This window comes from Verrucosispora sp. TAA-831 (assembly GCF_050780145.1).
GTDB lineage: Bacteria > Actinomycetota > Actinomycetes > Mycobacteriales > Micromonosporaceae > Micromonospora.
Window position 1 is genome coordinate 2,333,559 of sequence record NZ_CP192240.1, and the last position, 19,726, is coordinate 2,353,284.

Below are 19,726 nucleotides of genomic sequence, written 5' to 3' on the forward strand. Positions count from 1 at the left end.
TAAGGAAGGGTCCCCTGCTAACGCCTCGTGCATAGCAGGGGACCCTTCCTTACCTCCGGGCGGAGATCGGCCGAAAGGCTGGCATCGATAGCTGTTTGGTTACCCGCGAGTCACGTCCGAGCGGTTAGCCTGCTGGGATCCCGCGCACCGCCGCCGATCGCACCCCGCCACCCCACGGGAGTCCCCTCATGTCCGACGAGCCCCCCTCCGCGGTCGACGTCTGCATCGTCGGTGGTTGTGGCCGGGTCGGCCTGCCGCTGGGCATCGCCTTCGCCGCCCGTGGGCTCTCCGTCGTGCTGTACGACATCAACGCCGACGCGGTGGACACCGTCAACGCCGCCACGTTGCCGTTCGTCGAGGCGGGTGCCGCCGCACCGCTGGCCGAGGCGGTCGCCACCGGTCGTCTCCGGGCCACCACCGACCCGGCGGCGGTGGGCGTCTCCGCGCATCTGGTGGTCGTCGTGGGGACCCCGGTCGACGAGCACCTCAACCCGGATCTCGGTGCCGTGCCCCGGGCTCTGGAGCGGTGCGCCGAGTACCTGCGGGACGGTCAGCTCGTGGTGCTGCGCAGCACCGTCTATCCGGGCGTGACCGCGCTGACCGAGAAGCTGCTGGCGGCCAAGGGGGTGCACGCCGACGTCGCCTTCTGTCCGGAGCGTATCGCCGAGGGCCACGCGATGACCGAACTGTTCGCGCTGCCGCAGATCGTGGCCGCGCGTACGCCGGAGGCACAGGCTCGGGCGGAGCGGCTGTTCCGGCACCTCACCGACCGGATCGTGCCGTTGCAGCCGGAGGAGGCGGAGCTGGCGAAGTTGTTCACCAACACGTGGCGCTACGTCAAGTTCGCCACCGCCAACCAGTTCTGGATGATGGCCAACGACGTCGGGCTCGACTTCGCCCGGATCCGGCACGCGGTGGCGTACGACTACCCGCGCGCGGCGGATCTGCCGATGCCGGGGTTCGCCGCCGGGCCGTGCCTGTTCAAGGACACCATGCAGTTGGCCGCGTTCAACCGGAACAACTTCGTGCTCGGCCACTCGGCCATGCTGATCAACGAGGGGCTGCCGCTGTACCTGGTGTCCCGGTTGGAGGACCGCTTCGACCTGGCCTCCTCTACGGTGGGCATTCTCGGCATGGCGTTCAAGGGCGGCAGCGACGACCCCCGGGAGAGCCTGGCGTACAAGCTGCGCAAGATCCTGGCGTTGAAGACCCGGGAGACGCTCTGCACCGACCCGTACGTGGTCGACGAGCGGTTTCTCGACCTGGACGAGGTGCTGCGCCGGTCGGATCTCCTGGTGATCGCGGCACCGCACGAGCAGTACGCCCGCCTCGACACCGACCGGCCGGTGATCGACATGTGGGGCCTGACCGGGCAGGGGGTGCGGGTGTGAACCCGCGCGTCTCGGTGATCGTGCCGGTCTACGACGAGGGCGAGGCGGTCGTCCGCTGCCTGGAACGGATGCTGCGGGAGTTGATGCTCCCCGCCGAGGTGCTCGTCGTGCACGACCAGCCCGAGGACACCACGGTGCCGTACGTCGAGCAGGTCGCGCGGACCGATCCCCGGGTGCGGGCGGTGTTGAACACCTACGGCCGGGGCCCGGCCAACGCGATCCGGTTCGGCATCGACGCGGCCCGGGCGCCGGTCGCGGTGGTGACGATGGCCGACGGCTGTGACGATCCCCGGCAGATCGACGAGCTGGCCCGGCTGGTGGACCGGGGGGTGGTGGTCGCGGCGGCGTCCCGCTACATGCCGGGCGGCCAGCAGGTCGGCGGTCCACGGTTGAAGCGGATCATGTCCCGTTGGGCGGGCCGGAGCCTCTACACCTTCGCCCGGGTCGGCACCCGGGACGCCACCAACAGCTTCAAGGCGTACGACACGGCGTTCGTGCGGGAGGTCGGCATCGAGTCGCGGACCGGCTTCGAGATCGGGTTGGAGTTGACCGCCAAGGCGACCCGGCTGCGGCTGCCGGTGGCGGAGATCCCGACGATCTGGCTGGACCGGCCGCTCGGCGAGTCCCACTTCGACCTCGGGCGGTTCCTGCCGGGCTACCTGCGGTGGTACTTCTTCTCCTACGGTCGACGGCTGAGCCGGGAGAAGCTGGCCGCCCGGCGTGGTCCGGCGGTCGTGACGGTCCCGTGCGCCCCCGGGTACGACAAGCGCGGCCCCGAGTACGAGAAGACGGCTGAGGAGCGTACGTGGCGAAGGTCCTGGTAACCGGATCGGCCGGCTTCATCGGCGGCTACCTGGTCGCCGAGTTGCTCGATCGCGGGCACGAGGTGGTCGGGGTCGACGACTTCTCGAAGTACGGGCCGGTCACGCACAGCTACGACGCGCACCCGCGCTTCCGGTTCGTCGAGGGCGACGCGCGCGACGTCGACCTGCTCACCGACCTGCTCGACGGCTGTGACCATCTGGTCGCCGGTGCGGCGATGATCGGCGGGATCTCCTACTTCCACGCGTACGCCTACGACCTGCTCGCCACCAACGAACGGATCATGGCGGCCACCTGCGACGCGGCGATCCGGGCCCATCGCGAGGGTGGGCTCGCCAAGGTCACCTACCTCTCCTCCTCGATGGTGTACGAGTCGACCGCGCACTGGCCGAGCCGGGAGGGCGACGAGCGACGTATCCCACCGCCGCTGTCCTCGTACGGCTTCCAGAAGCTGGCGGTGGAGTACTACGCCCGGGCCGCCTGGGAGCAGTACCGGTTGCCGTACACGATCGTGCGGCCGTTCAACTGCGTGGGGGTGGGGGAGGGGCGGGCCCTCGGCCAGGCCGAGGTGCTCTCCGGCAACGTGAAGCTGGCCATGTCGCACGTGGTGCCCGACCTGGTGCAGAAGATCGTCAAGGGCCAGGACCCGCTGCACATCCTCGGCGAGGGCGACCAGGTGCGGCACTACACCTACGGCGGTGACCTGGCGCGGGGCATCGCGCTCGCCGTCGAGCATCCGGCCGCGCGCAACGAGGACTTCAACCTCTCCACCGCGCGGTCGACGACGGTCCTGGAGTTGGCCGAGCTGATCTGGCACAAGATCAAGGGGCCGGACGTGCCGTTCCGGCACGTCAGCGACGATCCCTTCGAGTACGACGTGCGCAAGCGTGTGCCGGACATCACCAAGGCCGCCGAGGTGCTCGGCTTCACGGCCACCACCTCCTTGGACGAGATGCTCGACGAGGTGATCCCGTGGGTGACCCGGGCGGTGGCCGAGGGGCGGCTCTGACCGTCCCCGACGAGAGCCCGGTGACATCACCATGCAGTGGTATGCATGACCTTGCGGTCAGTCACCGGCCGCTGCTAACCTCTTCTGCATAGTCATGCGGAGGTAGGTATGGGAATTCGGGTCGCAGTCGCCGGGGCGAGTGGATACGCCGGAGGTGAGCTGCTGCGCCTGCTGACCGGGCACCCCGAGTTCGACCTGGTCGCCGCCACCGCGCACCGCCAGGCGGGACAGCCGCTGGACAGCGTGCACCCGCAGCTCACCGGTCTGGACCCGACCTTCGCGGCGACCACCGTGGACGTCCTGGCCGACGCCGACCTGGTGTTCCTCGCCCTGCCGCACGGTGAGTCGGCGGCGCTCGCGGCCCGGCTGCCCGCGCAGGTGCGGGTGGTGGACCTCGGCGCGGACCACCGCCTGGTCGACGGGGACGCCTGGACGCGCTACTACGGCGGCACCCACGCCGGGGCGTGGACCTACGGGCTGCCCGAGCTGCCCGGCCAACGGGAGCGCATCGCCACCGCCACGCGGGTGGCCAACACCGGCTGTTACGCGGCCACCATCGTGCTGGCGCTGGCACCGCTGATCGCCGCCGGAGCCGCCGACCCGGCCGACGTGGTGGTCGTCGCCGCCAGCGGCACCTCCGGCGCGGGCCGGGCCGCCAAGACCCACCTGCTGGCCAGCGAGGTGGCAGGCGACCTGTCGCCGTACAAGGTCGGCGCGCACCAGCACGTGCCCGAGATCAAGCAGGCCACCGGCGCGACCGGGCTGTCGTTCACGCCGGTGCTGGCGCCGATGCCGCGCGGCATCCTGGCCACCGTCACCGCGCGGCCGACCGGAGAGGTGGACCCCCGCGCGGTGCTGGCACCGGCGTACGCGGACGCGCCCTTCGTGCACCTGCTGCCCGAGGGGCGGTGGCCGCACACCGCCGCCACCCTCGGCGGCAACGCCTGCCACCTCCAGGCCACCGTCGACGTCGACTCCGGTCGGCTGATCGTGGTCGCCGCCCTGGACAACCTCGGCAAGGGTGCCGCCGGCCAGGCGGTGCAGAACGCCAACCTGATGTTCGGTCTGCCCGAGACCACGGGCCTGTCCTGCTTCGGAGTCGCGCCATGACCGTCACCACCCCGGCGGGGTTCCGGGCGGCCGGGGTCGCCGCCGGCCTCAAGACCAGCGGCGCCTCCGACGTGGCCCTGGTGGTCAACGACGGCCCGGACGCCGGGGTCGCCGCGGTCTTCACCAGCAACCGGGTCAAGGCCGCGCCGGTGATCTGGACCCAGCAGGTGGTCCACGGCGGCCGGGTCCGGGTGGTGGTGCTCAACTCCGGCGGCGCGAACGCCTGCACCGGCCCGGCCGGCTTCCAGGACACCCACGCCACCGCCGAACACACCGCCGCCGAACTCAGCGCGGTCACCGGCCGGGAGTACGGCGCCGGTGAGGTGGCCGTCTGCTCCACCGGCCTGATCGGTGAACGGCTGCCGATGGACAAGCTCCTACCGGGAGTGGGCGCGGCGGTGCGGGCCCTGACCGGTGACGGCGGTGACGCCGCCGCCGAGGCGATCATGACCACCGACAGTCGCCCGAAGACCGCCGTGACGCGCGGCGACGGCTGGACCGTCGGCGGCATGGCCAAGGGCGCCGGCATGCTGGCCCCCGGCATGGCCACCATGCTCTGCGTCCTGACCACCGATGCGGTGGCCACGCCGGAGACGCTCGGCGTCGCGCTGCGGGCCGCCACCCGGGTCACCTTCGACCGGGTCGACTCGGACGGCTGCATGTCGACGAACGACACCGTGCTGCTGCTGGCCAGCGGCGCCTCCGGGGTCACGCCGAGCGAGGCGGAGCTGACCGGCGCGGTCACCGCCGCCTGCCACGACCTGGCGCAGCAGTTGCTGGCCGACGCCGAGGGTGCCACGAAGGAGATCGCCATCGAGGTGGTCGGCGCGGCAGGCGAGGACGAGGCGGTCGAGGTGGGCCGTTCGGTGGCCCGCAACAACCTGGTGAAGACCGCGCTGTTCGGCAACGACCCGAACTGGGGGCGGATCCTCGCCGCCGTCGGCACCACCACCGCCGCGTTCGAGCCGGACGAGATCGACGTGGCGGTCAACGGCGTCTGGATCTGCCGGTCCGGTGCCGCCGCCGAGGACCGGTCCCGGGTCGACCTGACCGGACGGGACGTCACCATCCGGATCGACCTGCACGCCGGCGCCGCCGAGGCGACGGTGTGGACCAACGACCTGTCGCACGGGTACGTGCACGAGAACTCGGCATATTCGACGTGAGCGCGAGGAACGCAGCGAAGCGGAGTCCCGCAGTCGCGAACAGAAGGTCAGCAGCATGATCTTTCACGGAAGGCCGGTCCGGTGACCCTGACCTCGGATCTGACCCGCGCCCAGGAGAAGGCCGCCACCCTGATCGAGGCGCTGCCGTGGCTGGCCCGTTTCTCCGGCTCCACGGTCGTGGTCAAGTACGGCGGCAACGCCATGGTCGACCCCGAGTTGCAGCGCGCCTTCGCCGCCGACATGGTGTTCCTGCGCTACGTCGGGCTCAAGCCGGTGGTGGTGCACGGCGGGGGACCGCAGATCTCGGCGATGCTCGGTCGGCTCGGCATCGACAGCGAGTTCCGGGGCGGCCTGCGGGTGACCACCCCGGAGGCGATGGACGTGGTCCGGATGGTGCTGGTCGGGCAGGTCGGCCGGGAACTGGTCGGGCTGATCAACGCGCACGGTCCGTTCGCGGTCGGGCTCTCCGGTGAGGACGCCGGGCTGTTCACCGCGGTGCGTCGGCACGCGTACGTGGACGGGGAAGCCGTCGACGTGGGTCAGGTCGGCGACGTCGAGTCGGTGGACGTCTCGGCGGTCGACGACCTGATCGGGGCCGGTCGGATCCCGGTGATCTCGACGGTGGCCCCGGACGTGGACGGGGTGCTGCACAACCTCAACGCGGACACCGCCGCCGCCGCGCTGGCGGTGGCGCTGCGCGCCCGCAAGCTGGTCGTGCTCACCGACGTGCCCGGCCTGTACGCCAACTGGCCGGACACCTCCAGCCTGGTCAGCGAGATCGGCACCGCCGAGCTGGCCGAGCTGCTGCCCTCGCTGGAGTCGGGCATGGTGCCCAAGATGGAGGCCTGCCTGCGTGCGGTCACCGGCGGCGTACCCGCGGCCCACGTGGTCGACGGCCGGGTCGCGCACTCCACCCTGTTGGAAGTTTTCACCTCGGAAGGCTTCGGAACGATGGTGATCCCCTCATGAGTACGCTCATCGAGCGGTGGCGGCAGTCGATGATGGACAACTACGGCACGCCACCGTTGGCCCTGGTGTCCGGTTCCGGCGCGGTGGTGACCGACGAGGCCGGCCGGGAGTACGTGGACCTGCTCGGTGGCATCGCCGTCAACTCCCTCGGTCACGCGCACCCGGCCGTGGTGGCCGCCGTGTCGAAGCAGGTCGCCACGCTCGGGCACGTCTCCAACCTGTACGTCGCCGAACCCCCGGTGGCCCTGGCGGAGCTGTTGCTGGCCCTGGCCGGACGCCCGGGTCGGGTGTTCTTCGCCAACTCCGGCGCGGAGGCGAACGAGGCGGCGTTCAAGCTGTCCCGGCGGACCGGCCGCATCCACGCCGTCGCCACCGTCGGTGGCTTCCACGGCCGGACCATGGGCGCGCTGGCGTTGACCGGTCAGCCGGCCAAGGCCGACCCGTTCCGTCCACTGCCCGGCGAGGTCGACCACGTCCCGTACGGTGACGTCGCCGCGCTGGAGGCGGCGGTGACCGACGCGACCGCGATGGTGATCCTGGAGCCGATCCAGGGCGAGAACGGCGTGGTGGTGCCACCGGCCGGCTACCTCGCCGCGGCCCGCCGGATCACCGCCCGGCACGGCGCGCTGCTGGTGATCGACGAGGTGCAGACCGGCGTCGGTCGCACCGGGCACTGGTACGCGCACCAGGCCGAGGGCGTCGAGCCGGACGTGGTGACCCTGGCCAAGGGGCTCGGCGGTGGACTGCCGATCGGTGCCACCCTGGCCTTCGGCCCGGCCGCCAACCTGCTGGGCGCCGGCTCGCACGGCAGCACCTTCGGCGGCAACCCGGTGAGCTGCGCCGCCGCGCTCGCGGTGATCTCCACCATCGCCCACGAGGGGCTGCTCGACCACGTGAAGCGGATCGGGGAACGGCTGCGCCGGGGCGTCGAGGGGCTCGGGCACCCGCTGGTCGGCGGGGTGCGGGGCGCCGGGCTGCTGCTCGGCGTGACACTGACCGCGCCGGTGTCGGCCGCCGCCGCCGAGACGCTGCGTACCGCCGGTTTCCTGGTCAACCCGATCCAGCCGGACGTGCTCCGGTTGGCCCCGCCGCTCATCCTCACCGCCGACCAGGCCGACGCGTTCCTGGCCGCACTGCCCGTCGCCCTCGACGCGGTGACGCCCGCCCCCGGCCCGGCCGGTGACCTCGACCCGACGGAGGCCAACGCATGACCCGGCACTTCCTGCGTGACGACGACCTGTCGCCCGCCGAGCAGGCCGCCGTGCTCGACCTGGCCGCCCGGATGAAGGCCGACCGGTTCGCGTACGCGCCGCTCGCCGGGCCCCGGTCGGTGGCGGTGCTGTTCGACAAGCAGAGCCTGCGGACCCGGATCTCGTTCGACGCCGGCATCGCCGAGCTCGGTGGGCATCCGCTGGTGGTGGACACCCAGGTCACCCACTTCGGGCGGGGGGAGACGCTGGCCGACGCGGGGCGGGTGTTGTCCCGCTACGTGGCCGCGATCGTGCTGCGCACGCACGGCGACGACCGCATCGCCGAGGTGGCCGAGGGGGCGACCGTGCCGGTCGTCAACGCGCTGACCGACGGCTTCCACCCCTGCCAGCTCCTGGCCGACCTGCTGACCGTGCGGGAACGCTTCGGCGACACCGCCGGGCGCATCCTGGCGTACGTCGGCGACGCGGCGAACAACATGTCCCACTCGTACCTGCTGGCCGGCGCGACCGCCGGGATGCACGTCCGCGTCGCCGGCCCGGAGGGGTTCGCGCCCGACGCCGACGTGGTGGCCCGCGCCGAGGCGATCGCCGCGCAGACCGGCGGCAGCGTCCAGGTGCTCGTCGACCCGGTCGCCGCGGTCCGGGACGCCGACGTGGTCGCCACCGACACCTGGGTCTCGATGGGGCAGGAGGGCGACGGGCTGGACCGCGCCACCCCGTTCCTGCCCTACCAGGTCAACGAGGATCTGCTCGGGCACGCCGCACCGACGGTGATCGTGCTGCACTGCCTGCCGGCGCACCGCGGCGAGGAGATCACCGACGAGGTGCTGGACGGCCCGCGCAGCGCCGTCTTCGACCAGGCGGAGAATCGGTTGCACGCCCAGAAGGCGTTGCTGGCGTTCCTGCTGGGGGAGGAGACGTGAGCGCACCGTTGACCCGTGCCGCCCGGCACGCCCGCATCGTCGAGCTGATCCGCGACCGGGCCGTCCGCTCGCAGACCGAGCTGGCCGAGTTCCTCGGCGACGAGGGCGTCCAGGTCACCCAGGCGACGCTCTCGCGGGACCTGAAGGAACTCGGTGCGGTCACCGCCCGGGGCGGTGACGGCCGGGCCGTGTACGTCATCCCGGAGGACGGCCACCGGCCGCTGCGCGACGCCGAGGCGGCACCGGCCCGGCTGGTACGGCTGCTGCGGGAACTGCTCAACGAGGTCGACTCCAGCGGCAACATCGCCGTGCTGCGCACCCCACCGGGGGCGGCACAGTACCTGGCCAGCGCGTTGGACCGGGCGGGCCTACCGGAGGTGGTCGGCACCATCGCCGGTGACGACACCATCCTCGTGGTGGCCCGGGAATCCGACGGCGGTGCCGCGCTCGGCGAACGGCTCGCCGGCTGGGCCCGCCGCGACGAGTACACCGAAGGGAACACAGCACCATGACCGAGCGGAACCTCGGGCGGGACGCCCGGTGCGGAGCGGCGCGGTGGTGACCACCAGAATGGACCAGGTGGACGACAAGAGCCTGACCGAGAACAGCGCGCCCGCCAACCGTACGAGCCTGTGGGGTGGCCGGTTCGCCGGTGGCCCGTCGGAGGCGCTCGCCCGGCTGTCGGTGAGCGTCCAGTTCGACTGGCGGCTGGCCCCGTACGACATCGCCGGTTCCCGGGCCCACGCCCGGGTGCTGGCCGGCGCCGGCCTGCTCGACCCGGACGAACTGGGCCGTATCCTCGCCGCCCTGGACGACCTGGAGGCGGCCTGCGCCTCGGGCGCGTTCCGGCCCACGGTCGACGACGAGGACGTGCACACCGCCCTGGAACGGGGGCTGCTGGAGCGGCTCGGCAGCCTCGGCGGCAAGCTGCGCGCCGGCCGGTCCCGCAACGACCAGGTCGCCACCGACCTGCGGCTGTACCTGCGCGACCACGCCCGGGGGGTGGCCTCGCGGCTGGTCGAGCTGGCCGAGGCGTTGGTGGAGCAGGCCGAGCGGCACGTGGACACCGCCGCGCCCGGGATGACGCACCTGCAGCACGCCCAGCCGGTCACCTTCGGCCACTGGCTGCTCGCCCACGTGCAGCCGCTGCTGCGGGACCTGGAGCGACTGCGCGACTGGGACCACCGCGCCGCCGTGAGCCCGCTCGGCGCGGGCGCGCTGGCCGGTTCGGGGCTGCCGCTGGACCCGGTGGCGGTCTCCAAGGAACTCGGTTTCCGCACCTCGTTCGCCAACTCGATGGACGCGGTGGCGGACCGGGACTTCGTCGCCGAGTTCCTCTTCATCACCGCGATGGTCGGCGTGCACCTGTCCCGTCTCGGCGAGGAAGTGGTGCTCTGGACGTCGCAGGAGTTCGGCTGGGTCGAGCTGGACGACGCCTTCGCCACCGGGTCCTCGATCATGCCGCAGAAGAAGAACGCGGACATCGCCGAGCTGGCCCGGGGCAAGTCGGGACGGCTGGTGGGTGGGCTGGTCGCGGTGCTGACCATGCTCAAGGGCCTGCCCATGACGTACGACCGGGACATGCAGGAGGACAAGGAACCGGCCTTCGACGCGGTCGACACCCTGGAACTGCTGCTGCCGGCCCTGGCCGGGATGATCTCCACCATGACGGTACGCGTCGACCGCCTGGTCGCCGCCGCGCCGGTGGGCTTCTCGCTGGCCACCGAGGTGGCCGACTGGCTGGTCCGCAAGGGCGTGCCGTTCCGCGACGCGCACGAGATCACCGGCAAGCTGGTGGCGCTCTGCGCGGCCCGGGACTGTGCCCTGGACGAGGTCTCCGACGACGACCTGGCCACGGTCAGCGAGCACCTCGACCCGAGCGTCCGGGACGTGCTGTCGGTCCGTTCGGCGCTGGCCGCCCGGACCACGCCCGGCTCGACCGGTCCCGGCCCGGTCGCCGACCAGCTCGCCACCGCCGCCGACCGGCTGGCCGGTTGGCGGGAGTGGGCGGCGGAGCAGGTCGTACCCCGCTGAGGCGTGACGGCCCGGCCGGTCGAGACCGGCCGGGCCGTCCACGTCGGGGTGACGACGGTCGGCCGGATCGGGTGACACGACCTCGTACGCTGCTGGCATCAGCGTCGCGTTCCTGCTGCCGTCGCTGGCGGTCTCCGTGCGCCGCCTGCACGATCTGGGCCGTTCCGGCTGGTGGCTCCTGATCGGGCTGATCCCGATCGTCGGGTGGATCGTGCTGATCGTGTTCTTCGTGCAGGACGGTCAGCCCGGTCCGAACCGTTTCGGTCCCAGTCCCGAGTCCTAGTCGGCTGCTGCGCCTGCGGCTCCCCACTCTGGTCGGCACCCTGTCGAGCTGACCGCAGCAGCGGATCGGACCTCGCCCCGAGCCCGCACCTGGTGCGGCGATAGCGCCGCTGGTTCAGCTCGACAGGCGGCCAGGAGGAGTACGGGACGCCCGATCCGTCGAGGTCTGGTGCGCGACGTCCACCGGCGCGATCGCCGCCTGGTTGCCGATCGAACCTGGCTCCGGGAGCAGGCCGAACCGCTGCGGGCGTGGTGCAAGCCGTCCTGCGGCAACCGTGCCCGGGTGTCCCGGCACCACCGGCGCCAGACGGCGAACCCGACGGTTCCGTAGCGTTCCGGCGGCGACCCCGGGCCTTCCGGCGGCGACCCCGGCCGGGGATGAGCGCGGCGTGACGGGGGACACTGGAGGGGGCCGGGGCTACGGAATAGTTGACGAGTCAAATATGTTGTTCGCGACGCCGGGTACGAACCGCCCGGGTCGGACGACACGAGGAGCTGTCATGCAGTTCGGAGTCTTCACCGTCGGCGACGTCACGGTCGACCCGACCACCGGTCGTGAGCCGACCGAGGCGGAGCGGATCAAGGCGATGGTGGCCATCGCGCTCAAGGCCGAGGAGGTCGGTCTCGACGTCTTCGCCACCGGCGAGCACCACAACCCGCCGTTCGTGCCCTCATCGCCCACCACCATGCTGGGCTACATCGCGGCCCGCACCGAGCGGCTGCTGCTGTCCACCGCGACCACGCTGATCACCACCAACGACCCGGTGAAGATCGCCGAGGACTACGCGATGCTCCAGCACCTGGCCGACGGCCGGGTCGACCTGATGATGGGGCGCGGCAACACCGGGCCGGTCTACCCCTGGTTCGGGCAGGACATCCGCAACGGCATCCCGCTGGCCATCGAGAACTACGACCTGCTGCGTCGGCTCTGGCGCGAGGACGTCGTCGACTGGTCGGGCAAGTTCCGTACCCCGTTGCAGTCCTTCACCTCGACGCCGCGACCGCTCGACGGCGTGCCGCCGTTCGTCTGGCACGGCTCGATCCGCAGCCCGGAGATCGCCGAGCAGGCCGCGTACTACGGCGACGGGTTCTTCGCCAACCACATCTTCTGGCCGGCCGAGCACACCCGCCGGATGGTGGGCCTCTACCGGCAGCGCTTCGCGCACTACGGCCACGGCTCCGCCGACCAGGCCATCGTCGGCCTCGGCGGGCAGGTCTTCGTGCGGCGCAACTCCCAGGACGCGGTCCGCGAGTTCCGGCCCTACTTCGACAACGCGCCGGTCTACGGGCACGGCCCGTCGCTGGAGGAGTTCACCTCGCAGACGCCGCTGACCGTGGGCAGCCCGCAGCAGGTGATCGACCGGACCCTCGGGTTCCGGGACTACGTGGGCGACTACCAGCGTCAGCTCTTCCTGGTCGACCACGCCGGGCTGCCACTGAAGACGGTGCTGGAGCAGCTCGACCTGCTCGGCGAGGAGGTCGTACCGGTGCTGCGCAAGGAGTTCGAGTCGCTGCGTCCGGCCCACGTACCGGCGGCACCGACGCACGCCTCGCTGCGTGCCGCCGCCGAGCGGGCCGCCTCCGGCGACGCGGAGCCGGCCGGCGCGGCGTCGGCGGAGGGTAAGCGGTGACCGCACGGGCGATCGCCGTCGTCTCGGCCGGCCTCAGCCAGCCGTCGTCGACCCGACTGCTCGCCGACCAGCTCGCCGCGGCCACCCGCGACGAGCTGGTCGGGCGCGGCGAGCAGGTCGAGCTGCACCACGTCGAGCTACGCGAGTACGCCCACGACATCGTCAACCACCTGCTCACCGGCTTCGCCCCGGACCCGCTGCGGCAGGTGCTCGACCGGGTAACCGGCGCGGACGGACTGATCGCGGTCACACCGATCTTCAACGCCTCGTACAGCGGCCTGTTCAAGTCGTTCTTCGACCTGCTCGACGCCGACGCGCTGGGCGGACGGCCGGTGCTGATCGGGGCCACCGGCGGCACCGCCCGGCACTCACTCGCCCTGGAGCACGCGCTCCGTCCGATGTTCACCTACCTACGGTCGGTGGTGACGCCGACGGCGGTCTTCGCCGCCTCCGAGGACTGGTCCGGCGGTACGGCCGAGGGGGCGCTGCGGTCCCGGATCACCCGTGCCGCCCGGGAACTCGCCGAGCAGGTGCACCGCGCCGCCCCGTCGCGCGGACCGGCCGACCCGTTCGCGCTCGGCACCGACTTCGAGCGGCTGCTGCGCGGCGACGCCTGACCGTACGACGCGAACGCCCTCGCCGTGATCACGGCGAGGGCGTCGGCGACTCAGAGCGCCGGTTCGTGCGGGTGGGCGACCAGCACCGGGCAGCGGGCGTGCTGCACCAGCGCCTGGCTGACCGAGCCGAGCAGCAGCCCGGCGAAGCCGCCCCGCCCCCGGGAGCCCGCCACCACCAGGGCCGCGTCCGAGGTCGCCTCGATCAGCGCCTGGTCCGGCTTCGCCGAGGTGATCGACCGTTCCTCGACGGTCAGCCCCGGATGGCTGCCCCGGGCCGAGGCCGCCGCCGTGGCCAGCAGCGCCGCCGCCTCCCCGCCGTCGTCGGCGTGCCGTTCGTCGGCGACGTGCGCCAGCACCAACGTGCCGCCGCGGCGGACCGCCTCCTCGGCACCGTACCCGACGGCCAGTTCGGCCGACTCGGAGCCGTCCACCCCGACCAGCACCGCCCCCTCGGTCGGCAGCGGACGGTCCGGCGGCCGGACCACCAGCACCGGACAGTGGCCGTGCGCGGCGACCTGGGTGCCGACGGACCCGAGCAGCAGTCCCGCGAAGCCGCCGAGTCCCCGGCTGCCCACCACGACCAGTTCCGCCCGCCGGGACTCCTCGACCAGCGTCGCGCCCGGACCACCGGCCACCTGGCGCACCTCGACGGTGAGCCCCGGCCACCGGTCGACCAGTTCGGCGGCGGTCTGTTCGAGCATCTTCCGGCCGTCCTCGGTCGGCGCCGGCAACCCCACCTCGTACGGGTTGATCGGCACCCCGTAGCCGAGCGGGTGCAGGTAACCGTGCACCAGGTGCAGGGGGCGGGACCGCCAGACCGCCGCCTGCGCCGCGTGTTCCGCGGCCACCAGACTCGGCGGTGATCCGTCCACCCCCACCACGACAGGTCGGTTCATCGGCCCTCCAGATTCGCCTCTGCCCATTGTCGGGGCCGGGTCAACGGTGGGCCGGCCCCGACACACCGACCGCGACCAGGCCCAGCGGGCGCAACCCGACCGGGTGGGCGGTGTCGACCGGTGCCGTCCCGACCAGGGCCGCCGCCAGCGCCAGCACCCGCAGCCCGGTGCTCGCCATCCGCTGCGCGGCGGCGCTCAGCGCGGTCACGTCCCCGTCCACGGCGTCGAGCAGCGGCATTCGCAGCACCCCCTCCGGCACCCCGGAACAGACCACCAGGTACCGGCGGTCGCAGCAGCGGTGCACCGTGGTCGTCCGGCCCAGCCGCCGGTCGAAGGGGTGTACGGCGATCCGGGGCCAGGCGGTCCGGGTGCGCACCGGGTCCAGCCCGCAACGGGCCGCGAAGGTCACCAGCGCCGCCTGAACCGGGTCGCCGACGGGGTACCAGTCCGGCCGGTGGGCGTCCGGCGGGGCCACCGCGGCGTCGGAGCAGAGCAGCCCGGCCCGCGCCAGCCGACGCAGCTCGTCCGGTACGGCCACCGGTGTGCCGTCGCGGTGGACACCGCCGTACGGGGCGTACCCGGTGCCGGTCACGTCGAGGCGGACGCCGCCCGGGATGACCGCGTGGCGTACCGCCCACCGTCTCTCGGTGCGGGCACCCGTCGTGCCGTCCGGTGCCGCCTTCGCGACCACGCCGGTGCGCGCCGCCTGTCTCTCGCCGATGACCTGGACCTGTCCGGCCAACGTCCGCTCCGCCCTGTGCCGGGGCCGTCCCGCCGACGGCTCTCCCGATGCCAGCCTGGTCCGCTCCGGCGCACACCGGCAGGGGCGATCCGCCCGCGTGGCCCGGGACCAACGGCCCTGCCCACCCCGACCACCGCTGCGTAGAGTCGGGGGGTGACGGACGACCTGCGGCTGCGGCCCGTCGGCGAGGACGACCTGCCGGAGTTCTACGCCCACCAGCTCGACCCGGAGGCCAGCCGGATGGCCGCCTTCGGTCCGGCGGACCCGGCCGACCCGCGCGTGTTCGCCGCGCGCTGGGTCCGGATCCTGACCGACCCGGACACCCTGGCCCGCACGGTGACCGTCGACGAGACGGTGGTCGGCTACGTGCTCGCCTTCCCCGTCGGCGACCGCATCGAGGTCAGCTACTGGATCGACCCGGCCCGGTGGGGTCGGGGCCACGCCACGCGCGCGCTCGGCGCGCTGCTCGCGGAGGTGACCCGACGGCCGCTGCACGCGCGCGCGGCGGTCGACAACGCCGCCTCGCTGACCGTGCTGCGGCGCTGCGGCTTCGTCGTGCGCGGCACCGACCGGGCCTTCGCTCCGGCCCGGGGCCACGAGGTCGACGAGTACGTCCTGGAACTGCCCGCCTGACCGCCCCGCCGGGCCGCTGACCAGGGCGGCGACTACCCTCGCGGGGTGAACTGGCTGGAACTCGTCGGCTGGGCCGGCTCCGCGTTGCTGGTCTGGTCGCTGCTGCAGACGCGCATCCTGCGGCTGCGCGCCCTCAACCTGGTCGGCTGCTTCGTGTTGATCGGCTACAACGCCGCCGTGCAGGTGTGGCCCATGGTCGGGCTCAACGTCGTGCTGGCCGTGATCAACGTGTGGTACCTGCGCGGGCTGCTCACCACCCGGCACGACGAGCAGACCTACCAGGTGGTCGAGGTGGGTGCCGACGACGCCTTCCTGGCCCACACGCTGCGGGTGCACGCCGCCGACATCGCCCGGTTCAACCCCGGCTTCCACCCCGGGCGGGTGGCCGGCCGCGCGGCCTTCCTGGTGGTACGCGCCGACGAGGTGGTCGGCGTGGTGCTGGCCCGGGACATCGGCGACGGCGTCGCCCAGATCGACCTCGACTACGTCACCCCGGCGTTCCGCGACTTCACCCCCGGCGAGTTCGTCTACCGGCGCAGCAGCCTCTTCACCGACCGTGGTTTCCGCCGGGTGGTGAGCCCACCGGGGATGGTCGGCGCGTACTACCACCGGCTCGGATTCCGCCGCGAGGGCGACTCGTTCGTGCTGGACCTGCCGGCACCGACGGTGTCGCTGGGCTGACCGTCCGCGCGACGGTCGTACCCGGTCGCAGGTCTCGTCCCGATAGCAGGATTCGGCGCCGGGGCGACGGGGAACTGGCACCGCTACGCCGCGGGGCCTCCGTCGGCGACGCCACCCGGCGTGGTCCAGTGAGGGAGAGAACCGGGCGTGCAGAGCTACTGGAGCCAGCTGGCCCTGGTCGGAGTCCTGATCGTGATCAACGCGATCTTCGCCGGCAGTGAACTGGCCCTGGTGTCGCTGCGGGACAGCCAGGTCCAGCGGCTGGAGCGTACCGGCCGGGCCGGACAGGTGCTGGCCCGGCTGGCCCGGGACCCGAACCGGTTCCTGGCCACCATCCAGATCGGCATCACCCTCGCCGGGTTCCTCGCCTCGGCCGCCGCCGCGGTCTCGTTGGCCCGCCCGTTGGTGCCACTACTGGACGACGTCTTCGGCCGGGCCGCCGAGATGGTCGCGGTCGTCCTGGTCACGCTGGTGCTGACCTTCGTCACGCTGGTCTTCGGCGAGCTGGCCCCGAAGCGGATCGCGATGCAGGTGCCGGAGCGCTGGGCGCTGCTGGTCGCCCGCCCGCTCGACCTGCTCGCCGCCCTCACCCGGCCGGCGGTCTGGGTGCTCGGCGCCACCAGCGACATGGTGGTCCGACTGTTCGGGCTCGACCCCAAGCCGGAACCGGACGAGATCAGCCCCGACGAGTTGCGGGACATCGTCTCCGGCCACCACGGCTTCACCAAGGAGCAGCAGACCATCATCGCCGGGGCGGTGGAGATCGCGGATCGTCGGCTGCGCGCCGTACTGGTGCCCCGGCTGCGGGTCTTCTGCCTGGACAGCGGCACCACCGCCGAGGACGCCCGGCTGGTGCTCGCCGCGTCCGGGCACTCCCGGGCACCGGTGGTGCGGCACGGCGGGCTGGACGAGGCGGTCGGCGTCATCCACCTGCGTGACCTGGTCGGCGTCCGCGACGACCGGCCGGTCGACGAGTACGTCCGCCCGCCGATGCTGCTGCCCGACTCGGTGCCGGTGGTCGACGCGCTGCGGCAGTTCAAGGCGGAGCGTCAGCACATGGCGCTGGTGGTGGACGAGCGGGGCGCCGTGGACGGCATCGTCACGCTGGAGGACATCCTGGAGGAGATCGTCGGCGAGATCTACGACGAGACCGACCGGGACGTGCACTCGGTACGCACCGGACCGGACGGGTCGCTGCTGCTGCCCGGCACCTTCCCGGTGCACGACCTGCCGGACATCGACGTGGAGCTGCCGAGCCGCCCGGAGGGCGACTACACCACCATCGCCGGCCTGGTACTCGCCGCCCTGGGACGCATCCCCACCCAGGGGGAGCACGTGACCGTCGACGGCTGGCTGCTGGAGGTCACCGAGGTCGACACCCGGGCCATCCACGGCGTACGGCTGTGCCGCCCGGACTCCCCGGAGACGGCGGACACCCCGACCGACCGCGCCGAACAGCCCCCGACCGACCCCGCTCCGGCGGAGGCGGGAGACTCGGCCCCGTCCGACGGTGGCCCGGTGGACTCGACGAGCCCGTCGGCGACCGGCCGAGCGGGTGGGGCGCGGACCGTGCTGGACGGGACACCGCGCTGAGTCAGTGCGGCGGCGCGTCGTCGCCGGGCGGTGGTTCCGGCAGCGGCGGGTCCAGCCGGACCCGGCGCAGCGACACCTGGACGGTGCTGCGACCGAGTAGCCGGGCCACCGCGCGGATCGCCCACGGGCCGGACGGATGCCGCTCCGGCCCGATCAGCCGTCCACTCACCCGGCCGTACCAGTGTCGGGTCACCACCAGGTCGGTCAACCGCAGCGGCCCCGCCGGACCGCCCCGCACCACCAGGTCCACCACCCGCCCCAGCCGCCGACCCCGCTCGTCGTACACGGTCCGGCCGAGCAGCTCACCCGCTCGCACGGCCGGACCCGGGGATACGCGCGATCAACCTGCGCCGTAGCCACTCCTCCACCGGCGCGGGGGCCAGTTCCTCGGCCGACACCCGCAACCACACCGCGCTGTCGATCCGGGCGACCAGGTCGTACGGGATGCGCAGCGGCGCGACCGGCCGGTCCGTGACGAAGCGTTCGGCGGCGAGCACCAGCATCCGTCCCAGCCGTCCGCCCACCCGTGCGCCGAGCGCGCCGGGCCCGGTGAGCAGCGTCCGCAGGTACGGCACGCCGTCCACGTCGAACGCGAACTCCACGTCGTCCACCTTGCCGATCAGCCGTCCCGCCACGTCGACGAGCTGGCGGTCCAGCAACTGGCGGCTCACCTCGATCCTCACTGTCCCATCCTCGTGCCCACGGCCAGCGGTACGGCGACGATCGCCGCAGCGACGATGACCAGCAGGATCACCGCGCCGAGCAGGTTGAGCACCCGCCCGTTGACCCGGTCGCCGAGGTAGGTGCGGTCGTTGGCGACCACCAGGATCGGCAGGTACGTCAGCGGCAACGCCACCGCGCTGATGATCAGCATGTACTCGGTGAGCGTCACCGGGTCGATCGTGGTGAGCAGCAGCAGGACCCCGAGCAGCACGCTGACCAGCAGCACGGTGTGGAACCGGGCCGCCTCGCGCGGGCTGACCCGCTTGCCCCACTGCCACCCGAAGTACTGCGCGGCGGCGTATGCGGCGGACAGCCCGGTCTCCAGCGCGGCGCCGAAGGTGACCGCGAAGAACGCCAGCGCCGCGACCGCCAGGCCGACCGCGCCGAAGGCCAGCACCACCGGGTGGGCGACCTCGTCCAGGCTGCTCACCGTCACCCCGGCCGGACGCAGCACCACGGCGGCGGTGGCGATCAGCGACAACGCGAGGAACCCGCCGATCGGGAACCCGACCAGCACACTGAAGCGGGCGTCGGCCAGGTCGGACGCGCTCCAGCGTTCCTCCACCCCGCCGGAGGAGAAGAAGAACACCTCGTACGGGCTGACCGTGGAGGCGAACAACGCCACCGCCACGAACCAGTAGGCGCCCCAACCCTGTCCGGAGTCGCTCGGCGAGATCGCGCTGCGGCCGAGCTCCGTCCAGTCGGTGGGCAGCCAGAACAGCGCCACCGCGAAGACCACCAGGGACAGCCCGGCGAGTCCGAACACCCGCTCCATCAGCGGGAAGCGCATCCGCCACAGCACCAGCCAGACGGCGGCCCCGGCGATCGGCACCCACACCAGGTACGGCACCCCGGTGGCCAGCCGCAGCGCCAGCGCCACCCCGCCCAGTTCGGCGGCCAGCGTGATCACCGTGACCAGGTACGACGCCACCAGGTTGACCAGGGCCACCCGCGCGCCGAGCCGTTCCCGGACGAGGTCGAAGACCGCCCGGCCGGTCACCGCCGCGATCCGTCCGGCCATCTCGGCGTACGCGCAGATGGCCACCACCCCGAGCAACAGCACCCAGGTGTGCGCCATGCCGAACCGCGCACCGGCCTGCCCGGCGGCGACCAGGTCACCGATGTCCACGAAGCCACCGACCGCGGACAGGATGCCGAGCGTGGCGGCGAACAGCTTCCTCACGTCGGCGGCGGGGCGGGCGTGGTCATCGACGCGACGATATCGCCGTTAGCGCGTCAATTCCCCGCAAAACCGGCATCCGCTGCCGGGCTCAGCCGTATCCACGTCCGGTC

Annotated in this window: 22 protein-coding genes; 17 read left to right on the top strand and 5 right to left on the bottom strand. The window is 72.7% G+C overall.

From position 1 onward, the window contains the following. The first annotated feature begins 188 nt into the window (after positions 1–188). From ACQVFL_RS10600 to ACQVFL_RS10665, 14 genes are all read left to right on the top strand, one after another. Positions 189–1,391: a nucleotide sugar dehydrogenase gene (locus tag ACQVFL_RS10600; protein WP_396699145.1), complete on the top strand. Its 1,203-nt coding sequence runs from the start codon at positions 189–191 to the stop codon at positions 1,389–1,391. Further along, complete coding sequence (locus ACQVFL_RS10605; RefSeq protein WP_396699147.1) at positions 1,388–2,215, top strand: glycosyltransferase family 2 protein; 828 nt, start codon at positions 1,388–1,390, stop codon at positions 2,213–2,215. The genes ACQVFL_RS10600 and ACQVFL_RS10605 overlap by 4 nt, the downstream gene beginning before the upstream one ends. After that, on the top strand, positions 2,197–3,222 hold the full coding sequence (locus ACQVFL_RS10610) for an NAD-dependent epimerase/dehydratase family protein (protein WP_396699149.1): 1,026 nt from the start codon (positions 2,197–2,199) through the stop codon (positions 3,220–3,222). Before ACQVFL_RS10605 ends, ACQVFL_RS10610 begins: the two co-directional genes overlap by 19 nt. Positions 3,223–3,330: 108 nt before the next feature. After that, positions 3,331–4,332, top strand: coding sequence for an N-acetyl-gamma-glutamyl-phosphate reductase (argC, locus tag ACQVFL_RS10615; RefSeq protein WP_431729257.1), 1,002 nt, complete (start codon positions 3,331–3,333; stop codon positions 4,330–4,332). Beyond that, complete coding sequence (gene argJ / locus ACQVFL_RS10620; protein ID WP_396699153.1) at positions 4,329–5,498, top strand: bifunctional glutamate N-acetyltransferase/amino-acid acetyltransferase ArgJ; 1,170 nt, start codon at positions 4,329–4,331, stop codon at positions 5,496–5,498. The genes argC and argJ overlap by 4 nt, the downstream gene beginning before the upstream one ends. Before the next feature lie 81 nt (positions 5,499–5,579). Beyond that, positions 5,580–6,467 (top strand): acetylglutamate kinase, encoded by an 888-nt coding sequence (gene argB, locus ACQVFL_RS10625; RefSeq protein WP_396699155.1) that lies wholly within the window; start codon positions 5,580–5,582, stop codon positions 6,465–6,467. Beyond that, positions 6,464–7,678 carry an acetylornithine transaminase gene (locus ACQVFL_RS10630; protein ID WP_431729258.1) on the top strand — a complete coding sequence of 405 codons (1,215 nt, stop codon included), beginning with the start codon at positions 6,464–6,466 and terminating at the stop codon, positions 7,676–7,678. Before argB ends, ACQVFL_RS10630 begins: the two co-directional genes overlap by 4 nt. After that, entirely contained in the window at positions 7,675–8,601 is a 927-nt protein-coding gene (gene argF, locus ACQVFL_RS10635) for an ornithine carbamoyltransferase (protein WP_431729259.1), read from the top strand. Before ACQVFL_RS10630 ends, argF begins: the two co-directional genes overlap by 4 nt. Next, complete coding sequence (locus ACQVFL_RS10640; RefSeq protein WP_117230175.1) at positions 8,598–9,113, top strand: arginine repressor; 516 nt, start codon at positions 8,598–8,600, stop codon at positions 9,111–9,113. Before argF ends, ACQVFL_RS10640 begins: the two co-directional genes overlap by 4 nt. A gap of 58 nt (positions 9,114–9,171) precedes the next feature. Continuing rightward, positions 9,172–10,635, top strand: a complete 1,464-nt coding sequence (argH, locus tag ACQVFL_RS10645; RefSeq protein ID WP_396699191.1) for an argininosuccinate lyase — start codon at positions 9,172–9,174, stop codon at positions 10,633–10,635. A gap of 97 nt (positions 10,636–10,732) precedes the next feature. After that, a complete protein-coding gene (locus ACQVFL_RS10650) occupies positions 10,733–10,918 on the top strand; it encodes a DUF805 domain-containing protein (RefSeq protein WP_431729811.1) in 186 nt (61 codons plus the stop codon). Between the two features lie 168 nt (positions 10,919–11,086). Beyond that, positions 11,087–11,248, top strand: a complete 162-nt coding sequence (locus ACQVFL_RS10655) for a hypothetical protein (protein WP_396699161.1) — start codon at positions 11,087–11,089, stop codon at positions 11,246–11,248. A 169-nt stretch (positions 11,249–11,417) separates the two neighbouring features. Next, the gene (locus ACQVFL_RS10660; RefSeq protein WP_396699163.1) at positions 11,418–12,548 is read left to right on the top strand and encodes an LLM class flavin-dependent oxidoreductase; all 1,131 of its coding nucleotides are present in this window, start codon (positions 11,418–11,420) and stop codon (positions 12,546–12,548) included. After that, the gene (locus ACQVFL_RS10665) at positions 12,545–13,165 is read left to right on the top strand and encodes an FMN reductase (RefSeq protein ID WP_431729260.1); all 621 of its coding nucleotides are present in this window, start codon (positions 12,545–12,547) and stop codon (positions 13,163–13,165) included. The genes ACQVFL_RS10660 and ACQVFL_RS10665 overlap by 4 nt, the downstream gene beginning before the upstream one ends. 50 nt (positions 13,166–13,215) lie before the next feature. Here the strand turns inward: ACQVFL_RS10665 and ACQVFL_RS10670 are convergent, their stop codons facing one another. Both ACQVFL_RS10670 and ACQVFL_RS10675 read right to left on the bottom strand, forming a co-directional pair. Further along, entirely contained in the window at positions 13,216–14,061 is an 846-nt protein-coding gene (locus ACQVFL_RS10670; protein WP_431729261.1) for a universal stress protein, read from the bottom strand. Between the two features lie 40 nt (positions 14,062–14,101). After that, a complete protein-coding gene (locus ACQVFL_RS10675; RefSeq protein WP_396699169.1) occupies positions 14,102–14,803 on the bottom strand; it encodes a hypothetical protein in 702 nt (233 codons plus the stop codon). 153 nt (positions 14,804–14,956) lie between these two features. Here ACQVFL_RS10675 and ACQVFL_RS10680 point away from each other — a divergent pair, with 153 nt between their 5' ends. The 3 genes from ACQVFL_RS10680 (at position 14,957) to ACQVFL_RS10690 (ending at position 17,710) form a co-directional block, all read left to right on the top strand. Further along, positions 14,957–15,436 (top strand): GNAT family N-acetyltransferase, encoded by a 480-nt coding sequence (locus ACQVFL_RS10680; RefSeq protein ID WP_396699171.1) that lies wholly within the window; start codon positions 14,957–14,959, stop codon positions 15,434–15,436. 45 nt (positions 15,437–15,481) lie between these two features. Further along, positions 15,482–16,117 (top strand): hypothetical protein, encoded by a 636-nt coding sequence (locus tag ACQVFL_RS10685; protein ID WP_396699174.1) that lies wholly within the window; start codon positions 15,482–15,484, stop codon positions 16,115–16,117. 147 nt (positions 16,118–16,264) lie between these two features. Beyond that, positions 16,265–17,710: a hemolysin family protein gene (locus tag ACQVFL_RS10690; RefSeq protein WP_431729262.1), complete on the top strand. Its 1,446-nt coding sequence runs from the start codon at positions 16,265–16,267 to the stop codon at positions 17,708–17,710. 1 nt (position 17,711) lies between these two features. On the opposite strand, the gene ACQVFL_RS10695 is transcribed toward ACQVFL_RS10690, so the two are convergent. The 3 genes from ACQVFL_RS10695 to ACQVFL_RS10705 are packed head-to-tail and all read right to left on the bottom strand — an operon-like array spanning position 17,712 to position 19,616. Beyond that, the gene (locus ACQVFL_RS10695; protein ID WP_396699178.1) at positions 17,712–18,026 is read right to left on the bottom strand and encodes a PRC-barrel domain-containing protein; all 315 of its coding nucleotides are present in this window, start codon (positions 18,024–18,026) and stop codon (positions 17,712–17,714) included. Beyond that, the gene (locus ACQVFL_RS10700) at positions 18,013–18,393 is read right to left on the bottom strand and encodes a hypothetical protein (RefSeq protein WP_396699180.1); all 381 of its coding nucleotides are present in this window, start codon (positions 18,391–18,393) and stop codon (positions 18,013–18,015) included. The genes ACQVFL_RS10695 and ACQVFL_RS10700 overlap by 14 nt, the downstream gene beginning before the upstream one ends. Further along, on the bottom strand, positions 18,390–19,616 hold the full coding sequence (locus ACQVFL_RS10705) for an NRAMP family divalent metal transporter (protein ID WP_431729263.1): 1,227 nt from the start codon (positions 19,614–19,616) through the stop codon (positions 18,390–18,392). Before ACQVFL_RS10705 ends, ACQVFL_RS10700 begins: the two co-directional genes overlap by 4 nt. Between the last annotated feature and the right edge of the window lie 110 nt (positions 19,617–19,726).

Bases quoted from the DNA above. Each gene is read 5' to 3' on its own strand.
- ACQVFL_RS10600 (WP_396699145.1), top strand. From the start codon at position 189: ATGTCCGACGAGCCCCCCTCCGCGGTCGACGTCTGCATCGTCGGTGGT.
- argC (WP_431729257.1), top strand. From the start codon at position 3,331: ATGGGAATTCGGGTCGCAGTCGCCGGGGCGAGTGGATACGCCGGAGGT.
- argJ (WP_396699153.1), top strand. From the start codon at position 4,329: ATGACCGTCACCACCCCGGCGGGGTTCCGGGCGGCCGGGGTCGCCGCC.
- ACQVFL_RS10630 (WP_431729258.1), top strand. From the start codon at position 6,464: ATGAGTACGCTCATCGAGCGGTGGCGGCAGTCGATGATGGACAACTAC.
- argF (WP_431729259.1), top strand. From the start codon at position 7,675: ATGACCCGGCACTTCCTGCGTGACGACGACCTGTCGCCCGCCGAGCAG.
- argH (WP_396699191.1), top strand. From the start codon at position 9,172: ATGGACCAGGTGGACGACAAGAGCCTGACCGAGAACAGCGCGCCCGCC.
- ACQVFL_RS10660 (WP_396699163.1), top strand. From the start codon at position 11,418: ATGCAGTTCGGAGTCTTCACCGTCGGCGACGTCACGGTCGACCCGACC.
- ACQVFL_RS10670 (WP_431729261.1), bottom strand. From the start codon at position 14,061: ATGAACCGACCTGTCGTGGTGGGGGTGGACGGATCACCGCCGAGTCTG.